The following is an 8,157-nucleotide window of genomic DNA, read 5'->3' as shown; positions in this document are numbered from 1 at the left end:
CTTGATGTTCATTTTCTGACCTCCAGTCAGAATCGAATAAAATTACGGGAGCCGCCCCCCGCTTCATCGGAGTAACGAGCTGTTATCGCTACCTTTTTTTGGACGACCGTGGGATTTTTCGGTAGGCCTGCGGCCGTCACCAAAAGCGTTTGTTGGCGAAAGCGTGCCCTGAACCGGATTTGAGATAACGCTCGAATGAAGCTGCCTTGGCCCGATTCGAGAAGGCCATATGGGTGACGATCCGCCATGGCAGGAATTTGGACGCATGGCTGGATTTTCCCGAATTGTGCTCGGCAAGCCGTCGTTTCAGGTCCGACATCATGCCAACATAACGCCCGCCTTCCGCAACCTCGCTCTTGAGAAGATACACACACCACATGAGCCAGCTCCTCCTTGCCGATGCGAGAGGGTATCCTGCTTGGCCGAAGGGCAGCTGCCAACCCTTTTTTGCAAGAAATTCAGGCGCTTGAGCCCTCCTTCGCTACGGCTTCGGAGGCATCTTGCTTCGCGCGGAGGTCGGGACTTGTCCTGCGAAGCTCGCAGCGCGAAGCAGGATGGCGGAGAGGATGGGATTCGAACCCACGAGAAGCTTTTGACCTCTACTCCCTTAGCAGGGGAGCGCCTTCGACCACTCGGCCACCTCTCCGTTGCGCCGGTGGATAAAGAAAAGCGCCGGCACAATCAACAAGCCCGCATCATTATATGGAAAATAAGATGCACTGAACCGTGGCCTTCCATGGATGAGGCGGTTCTGCGGTTGTTTCCTGGCCAGCGACTCGGGAGCTTGCCATGATTCCGACGGCCCTTCGCCGGATTCGGCGGCAAACAAGGGGTTGCGGCGGGCCTGATGGTTAACGAGAGCTTTCTGAGTGAGGCCAAATCGTGTCATTTGTGCAACAACGCCGGGGGATAGCAGCCAGGCAGCCCTTTCGCCGGTACGATCGTGGTTGAACGCCGCCGCCTCATGGGTAATGTCGATTTCGAAGGAGCGGCGCGGTGCGCATCTTTTTCGGTAGTGGGGATGGGGCAGGGAACGCTGTCCTTCAGCAAAGAATACCCAGACCCGTTTTTTAACTTTTGACTGGAGGTCAGAAAATGAACATCAAGAGCCTTCTCCTCGGCTCCGCTGCGGCCCTGATCGCAGTTTCCGGTGCGCGCGCCGCCGACGCCGTCGTCGTCGCCGAGCCGGAACCCGCTGAATACGTCAAGATCTGCGACGTCTACGGCGCTGGCTACTTCTACATCCCCGGCACCGAAACCTGCCTGCGCATCGGCGGCTATATCCGTTACGACATCGGCGGTGGCGACCTCGGTTCGTTCGATGGTGCCTGGGCCCGGGACAAAGAAGACGGTGAAGTCAACGATACCTGGCTGAAGAATACCCGCTTCACGCTGAAGACCTGGACCGGCCAGGAAACCGAGCTCGGCACGTTGAAGACCTACACCGAAACCCGCTTCAACTTCGGCAACACGAGATTTAGCGACGACACCTACTCTGGCAACGCCTACAACAAGGGCGTCTCGCTGAACTTCGCCTGGATCCAGCTCGGTGGTCTCCGTGTCGGTAAAGACGAATCGGCCTTCGACACGTTCGTCGGCTATGCCGGCAACGTCATCCAGGATACGCTGGTCCCCTACGGCGGCTTCGACACCAATGTCGTCCAGTACTACTTCGATGCCGGCAACGGCTTCTCGGCCGTCGTCTCGCTCGAAGAAGGCTATGGCGACTTCACGATCGACAGCTATGTTCCGCATGTCGTCGGCGGCGTGAAGTACACGCAGGGCTGGGGCGCCATCACCGGTGTCGTCGCTTATGACAGCAACTACGAAGAAGTGGCCGGCAAGGTTCGCCTGGATGTGAACGTTTCGAACGAACTCTCGCTGTTCATCATGGGTGGCTACGGCACCGACGACAACTACAATGACGGCACTTATGCTCTCCCGGCCGGTGGCCGCGGCATGTACAAGCTCTGGGGCGGCAACTGGGCAGTCTGGGGCGGTGGCACCTACAAGTTCAACGAGAAGACCTCGTTCAACGCCCAGGTGTCGTATGATGAAGACGAAAACCTCGGCATCGCGGCGAACATCGCTTACGACGTGGTTCCAGGCTTCACGATCACGGCCGAAGTCGACTACCTCAATGCCGGCAGCTACCCTGCGTCCAACTGGACCAGCGCCGACAAGGAAAGCAACATCGGCGGTATCCTCCGCTTCCAGCGCTCGTTCTAAGGGCTGGTTCCTTACAGGTGAAATCCAGCCCGGGCGCACAACGCCCGGGCTGTTTTTGTTTTCGCGACTGGATCAAGGCAAACAGAAGGATGGGGGTAACGGTAGCTGAATAAATCCGTGGAGTGGTTTCGTGGGATCCGCTGATGGGCGGATGAAATCACAACTGCGTGATTAAAATCTCTTGAAAGGACGCTTCCAAGCGGGTAGGGCTGACCTATCCCACTCGGGGGTGTGGCAAATGATGACGAACGAAGCGATTCAAGAGGGCGAGTCCTCTGATCATTTTTCGATGTTTTCTTCTCAAAGTCCGAAGATTCGATACACCTACAATAAGATTAGAGAAGTAAAGTCGCATCGGGTCGGAGATCTTTTTTCAGCATATCGGGACATATTATGGGATGATGGGCGGCATAAGTATAATGTCAGCTCGTTCATCGGCGAAATAGACGAGATCCTCCTTGGGGAGCGTTTCAGCGCCTTTGACCAAAGTACCCTGGACAACCTTATCGGCACCTTGCGCCAGCGCGGCAACAGCAACGCAACCATCAATCGAAAGATGGCTGCCCTCAGCAAACTGCTGCGCAAGGCTCACAAGATGGGAGATATCCACAGCCTGCCCGAGTTCCGCCGCCAGAAGGAGCGGGCGGGTCGGATTCGCTTCCTCGAAAGGGACGAAGAGGCGCGCCTGTTCGCCGCCATCAAGAGCCGCAGCGAGGATGCCTACAGGCTTTCCGTCTTCCTGGTCGACACCGGATGCCGTCTCGGCGAGGCGCTTGGGCTGATCTGGAACGATATCCAGGAGCATCGCGTCTCCTTTTGGATCACCAAATCCGGCCGCAGCCGCACCATTCCGATGACCGAGCGGGTCAAGGAGGTCATCAAACTGCCGCCCACCGAAGGCCGTCGGCCCAAGGGACCGTTCACAAAGCTTAGCCAGGCACAGTTTCGTGCCATCTGGAACGACGCGAAGGCCGAAGTCGGACTTGGCGCAGACGACCAGGTGGTGCCGCACATACTGCGCCATACCTGCGCCTCGCGCCTTGTCCAGGGCGGCATCGACATCAGGCGCGTGCAGATGTGGCTCGGCCACCAGACGTTGTCGATGACCATGCGCTACGCGCATCTGGCCACCAACGATCTCGATGGCTGTGTCATCGTGCTGGAAACACCTCGATCGACTCAGCCGGGCGGCAATCGCGCTGAAGGCTCCGTGTTTTCTTCGCCCGTGACGACGCCTTCGTCGCCGACGGCAGAGCGGAAAAAGAAGGATGAGGCAGCCGCCGCCGCAAAGGAGTCGCCGAAAGCGGCTCGGAAAAGTTCAAAGGCCAAGTAGGCTAAAGAATCTCCACCTATACTATCATAGCTATCCCGTGACCTTGTTTGGTCATGGGATTTACTTCGGGATATTCTTCCGCTCGGCTTGGTCGAGAAAAGCGGCTATGTCGCCCGGTAGGCTGCCGGTCTCGAGGAATGGCGCATGGCCCTGGCCCTCGACAGTGATCGTCTCCATCATGGAATGGCGCTCTCTCATCTGGTTGAGCGTGTCTATGGACAGCAATCTCGAATTGGCACCACGTATGGCGAGCAACGGGATGGCGGCCAACGCCTCGAATTGAGGCCATAGATCAGGCAGCTTCTGCGTCAGATCGAGGCTCGCCACGGTATCCACCAGCTTCGGATCGAAATCCGGCATCAGCCCATCATCCGTTTCGCGGTAGAGAGCCCATATCATCCGGTCCCAGTCGGCGCCGGCAAGGGCGGAGAAGTCTTCGCCATGCACGCTGCGCTGGGCGGCAATTGCCTTTGGGCGGGTTTTCGGTGCCGGGTCGCGCTCGAGATAGGACTGGATATGGGCAAGTCCGGCCGTCTCGATCAGCGGTCCGATGTCGTTGAAAACAATGGCTTTCAGGACCGATGGCCGCATCATCCCGAGCACATGGATGATCAGCCCGCCGCGCGAGGTGCCGATGAAGGCCGCTTCTCCGATGTTCAACGCCGTCAGCCCGGCTAGGATGTCGCCAGCCTCCACGCCGACATTGTAGTTTTTGGCGTCGGGATCATAGGCTGACTGCCCGCGCCCACGGTAGTCGAAGGCGATTACCTTGCGCGGAGTTGCCGCATGCGTCGACAGATAGAGCGCCAGCTCGTGAAAATCCCTGGCGTTGCGGGTCAGGCCAGGCAGGCAGACAACCGGCCAGGATCCGCTATTGGCCTCACCGTAGATGCGAGCATGGAGCTTCAGCCCATCCGGTGCGCTGTAGAAGAAGTCGGAGAAGCCTGGGTCGTTTGACATTTGAAAGGGGTTCCCCTGACCGGATCATCCCGACTGCTACAGGCGAGGGTAGGGATGGTCAAATAGAAGGATGCCATCTTGGAGACGTTGGAGTGACAGCGCCCCCCTCTGTCCTGCCGGACATCTCCCCCTCAAGGAGGGAGATCAGTGGCTTCATTGGCGGCGCGATTTCTTTGACGCTGACAATTGGCGAAAGCCGAGGTGACATCCAATCTCCCCCCTTGAGGGGGAGATGTCCGGCAGGACAGAGGGGGGCGCCGTAGAGCGCCAGCCTTTGGCTTGCCTGTCCTTATCCCCTCAACTCCGCCCGTTCACCAGATCCCCGACAATGTCGTATTTGCCCGAAATACGCATCTTGTAGACCTCGTAATTCTCCATCACGCGCTGAACGTAACTCCTTGTTTCCGTGTAGGGAATCCGCTCGATCCAGTCGACGACCGCGTCGATGTCCTTGCCGCGCGGGTCGCCATATCTGGCCACCCACTGGCTGGCTCGGTTGGGGCCGGCATTGTAGCCGGCGAAGGTCAGCACGTAGGAGCCGTTGAAGCGATCGAGCTGTTCGCCGAGGAAGGCTGAGCCAAGCGTCGCATTGTAGCCGGCATCGGTGGTCAGCCGTGTTTGCGAAAACTGCAGCCCGGCCTTCTTCGCCAGTTGCCTTGCGGTTCCCGGCATCAGCTGCAGCAGCCCGCGCGCGCCGGCGCTGGACACGGCGCCGATGTTGAATTCGCTTTCCTGACGGGCGATCGCATAGGCCAGGGCCTTGCCCGAGCCGGAAATGTCGGCCGAATCGGGAATGACGCCGAGCGGATGCGACAATGCGCCGACATCGATGCCACGCGCCCCGGCGATCTTGCCGATTTTCAGCGCCATGAAATGGTTCCCTTGCTTTTCCGCAAGGACAGCCAGCAGCGCCAGTTCGCCCGGACTGGTCAACTGCCCGGCAAGGTCGCGATAGAGCGTCTCGGCATAGCGGTCGTAGCCCGCCTCCTGCAGCCGCTTGATGGCGCTGACGGCCTCGCGGCCGGCAAAATTCTGCCGGTCGGCTGCACTTGGCGAGGGGTAGGCGATGTTCAGCGCCTGCCGGCCCACGCGTTCGGCGGCAAGCTGACCGTAGAATGTCGTGCCATAGGCAGCGGCGCGCGCAAAATAGTCCTTTGCATTGCCCGGACCACCGACTTCCGCGGCACGGCCGAGCCAGTAATAGGCGCGCGACAGCGTCATCGGCCCCTGGGCGAGGTCCGCGATGCGAGCGAAATGACTGGCCGCGGTTTTTGGGTCGTTCAGGCCGCGCAGCGCATACCAGCCAGCATGGAATTCGGCGTCTCCCGCATTGGCGGCACTTTCGGCGGCGTGTGTGGCGACGATCTTGTACGCGGTCTTCATGTCGCCCTGGTCTACCAGTTCGCGCGACAACACCCGGCGCTCGACCCACCAGGCATCCGGATCGACGAGAGCGTCGCGATCGGTCGGCGCCTGCATCACAATGGCGGCGGCCCCGGCAAAATCCTCCTGCTTGCGCAGATATTCGGCCTGCGCGAAGAAGTAGCCGGCCGAACGTTGCATTGCCGGCACGGCCTTCAGCAGCTTGGGCGCGTTCTTGTCGCCTTTGTCGGCCGCCGCCCAGGCCTCGGCGAGTTGCTGGGCGCCGGCCAGGCCGGCGACGCGCAAGGCGGAATTCGCGCGGTCGGCATAGAACATGCGCTCCATGCGAAAACGGTGGTCGGTGGCCGGGATCAAGCTGCCGAATTCCTTGATCAGCGCCGCCTCGTCCCTGGCCTCCAGGATCGCGGTGCGCCAGAAGGGCGACAGCACCGAACGTGCCGCCTTGATATTGCCTGACGCCACATAGGCGCGGGCAAGAACCATCACACCTTCGAATGTCTGCGGCTGGCTGCCGTCGAACGCCCTGATAACGATGTCGGGGGCAGGGTTCTCGCGATAGAGTGCGCGCTCGCTGTTCCTGCGCAGGGCGACGGTGCCCGGCCAATTGGGCAGCATCTTGGCCGCAGCAGTGATATCGCCGCTCGGAACCTTGTCGCCGCCATAAAGCGCGATCGCCCAGGCAAGGATATGCTGGTCGAGCGACTGAGCCGGAAGGGCATTGCGCACTCCACGAGCGCGGGGACTATCGCCCGCCGCCAACGCATCCAGCCCGCTTTTCAGGGGGGCGACGTCAGGCAAGGGCGCCTGTCGCGTCCTATCCTGCAGGTCTGGCAGCGCAATTGCCGCGCCTGGCATCGGAATGGCTGAGGTGACCCGTACGTCCACGCTACCGCTGATCGCCATGCCCGGCATCAGCGCGAGCGTGGCGCCAAGCAGCGCGAGAATATGAGACCGACCGCCCGGCATGATCCTTAAGTCTTTCCTTGTCCTGGCATTCCCCAAGCAGGCGAAGATGCCTCGAAGCCTAAACTTAGGTCGTGAAGAGCTCGTAAACAAAGGGTTAGCGAGGCCGTTCGAATTGCGCTTGCTGGCACCATGGCAATGCTTGCCGCGCAACCATGTCGAGACTATGGTGCGCCGCTTCGCTTTCGGCTAGAAGGCGCGCACGATAAAGCACCGATGCATGTCGCCCCAAAGTGAATACCGGTTTTGGGGCAACGGCATGCATGAACAAACAAGTCCCAAGGAGTTGGACGATATGCTGAGAGGCTCGCTTACTGCGCTCGTGACACCGTTCGAAAAGAGCGGGCGTTTCGACGAGAAAGCCTTTCGCGCGTTCGTCGAATGGCAACTCTCAGAGGGCACGACGGGCCTGGTGCCGGTCGGCACCACCGGCGAGTCGCCGACGCTGTCGCATGACGAGCACCGCCAGGTCGTCAAGGTGTGTATCGAGGTGGCCAAGGGCCGCGTTCCGGTCGTCGCCGGCGCCGGCTCCAACAACACCGAGGAAGCAGTCGGCCTCGTGCAGTATGCCGAGAAGGCCGGCGCCGATGCCGCCCTCGTCGTCACACCCTACTACAACAGGCCGACACAGCGCGGTCTTTACGAGCATTTCGCGGCGGTCGCCAAGGCGACCAAGCTGCCGATCATCATCTACAATATCCCGCCGCGCTCGGTCATCGACATGATGCCGGAGACGATGGGCCGGCTCGCGCACGACTTCAAGAATATTGTCGGCGTCAAGGATGCCACCGGCAAGGTCGAACGGGTCTCCGAGCAGCGCGCCACGTGCGGCAAGGATTTCATCCAGCTTTCGGGCGAGGACGCTTCGGCGCTCGGCTTCAACGCCCATGGCGGCGTCGGCTGTATTTCGGTGACGTCGAACGTCGCGCCGCGGCTCTGCGCCGAATTCCAGGAGGCAACGCTTGCCGGCGACAGCGTCAGGGCGCTGGATCTGCAGGATCGCCTGCTGCCGCTGCACAAGGCGATCTTCATCGAGCCTGGCGTTTCCGGCGCCAAATATGCGCTGTCGAAGCTAGGCAAGGTCGAAAACGTGCTGCGCTCGCCGCTGGTGACGATCGAACAGTCGACTGCCGACAAGATCGATGCGGCTATGAAGCACGCCGGCTTGATTAATTAGCGAGCCCGTTTGGAAACTCTACTCCTGCGGCCATCTGAAGGCGTCACCTGCGCTTCCGGTGCTCACGTACTATATGTACGCTCCGCTCCGGTTCTCGATGACACCATCATCT

Annotated in this window: 6 protein-coding genes and 1 tRNA gene; 3 read left to right on the top strand and 4 right to left on the bottom strand. The window is 60.4% G+C overall.

The features are described 5' to 3' along the window. Positions 1-136 precede the first annotated feature (136 nt). A complete protein-coding gene (locus tag EN906_RS14670) occupies positions 137-379 on the bottom strand; it encodes a GIY-YIG nuclease family protein (protein WP_127272808.1) in 243 nt (80 codons plus the stop codon). 176 nt (positions 380-555) lie between these two features. Then, a tRNA-Ser gene (locus EN906_RS14665) sits at positions 556-646 on the bottom strand. Between the two features lie 449 nt (positions 647-1,095). On the opposite strand from EN906_RS14665, the gene EN906_RS14660 reads away from it, so the two are divergent. Continuing rightward, positions 1,096-2,229 carry a porin gene (locus EN906_RS14660; protein ID WP_127375231.1) on the top strand — a complete coding sequence of 378 codons (1,134 nt, stop codon included), beginning with the start codon at positions 1,096-1,098 and terminating at the stop codon, positions 2,227-2,229. A 238-nt stretch (positions 2,230-2,467) separates the two neighbouring features. Then, complete coding sequence (locus EN906_RS14655; RefSeq protein WP_127269280.1) at positions 2,468-3,562, top strand: site-specific integrase; 1,095 nt, start codon at positions 2,468-2,470, stop codon at positions 3,560-3,562. A 60-nt stretch (positions 3,563-3,622) separates the two neighbouring features. Here EN906_RS14655 and EN906_RS14650 read toward each other — a convergent pair whose 3' ends face one another. Together EN906_RS14650 and EN906_RS14640 are read right to left on the bottom strand one after the other, a co-directional pair. Next, a complete protein-coding gene (locus tag EN906_RS14650) occupies positions 3,623-4,522 on the bottom strand; it encodes an alpha/beta hydrolase (protein ID WP_127269279.1) in 900 nt (299 codons plus the stop codon). 297 nt (positions 4,523-4,819) lie between these two features. Continuing rightward, positions 4,820-6,871, bottom strand: a complete 2,052-nt coding sequence (locus tag EN906_RS14640; RefSeq protein WP_127271626.1) for a lytic transglycosylase domain-containing protein — start codon at positions 6,869-6,871, stop codon at positions 4,820-4,822. 292 nt (positions 6,872-7,163) lie between these two features. Here EN906_RS14640 and dapA point away from each other — a divergent pair, with 292 nt between their 5' ends. Beyond that, positions 7,164-8,045, top strand: coding sequence for a 4-hydroxy-tetrahydrodipicolinate synthase (dapA, locus tag EN906_RS14635; RefSeq protein WP_127267153.1), 882 nt, complete (start codon positions 7,164-7,166; stop codon positions 8,043-8,045). The last annotated feature ends 112 nt before the right edge of the window (positions 8,046-8,157 follow it).

The organism is Mesorhizobium sp. M7A.F.Ca.CA.004.06.1.1, from assembly GCF_003999135.1.
GTDB lineage: Bacteria > Pseudomonadota > Alphaproteobacteria > Rhizobiales > Rhizobiaceae > Mesorhizobium.
Note: the sequence above shows the minus strand (reverse complement) of the source record. Positions and strands in the feature narration are given on the sequence as shown.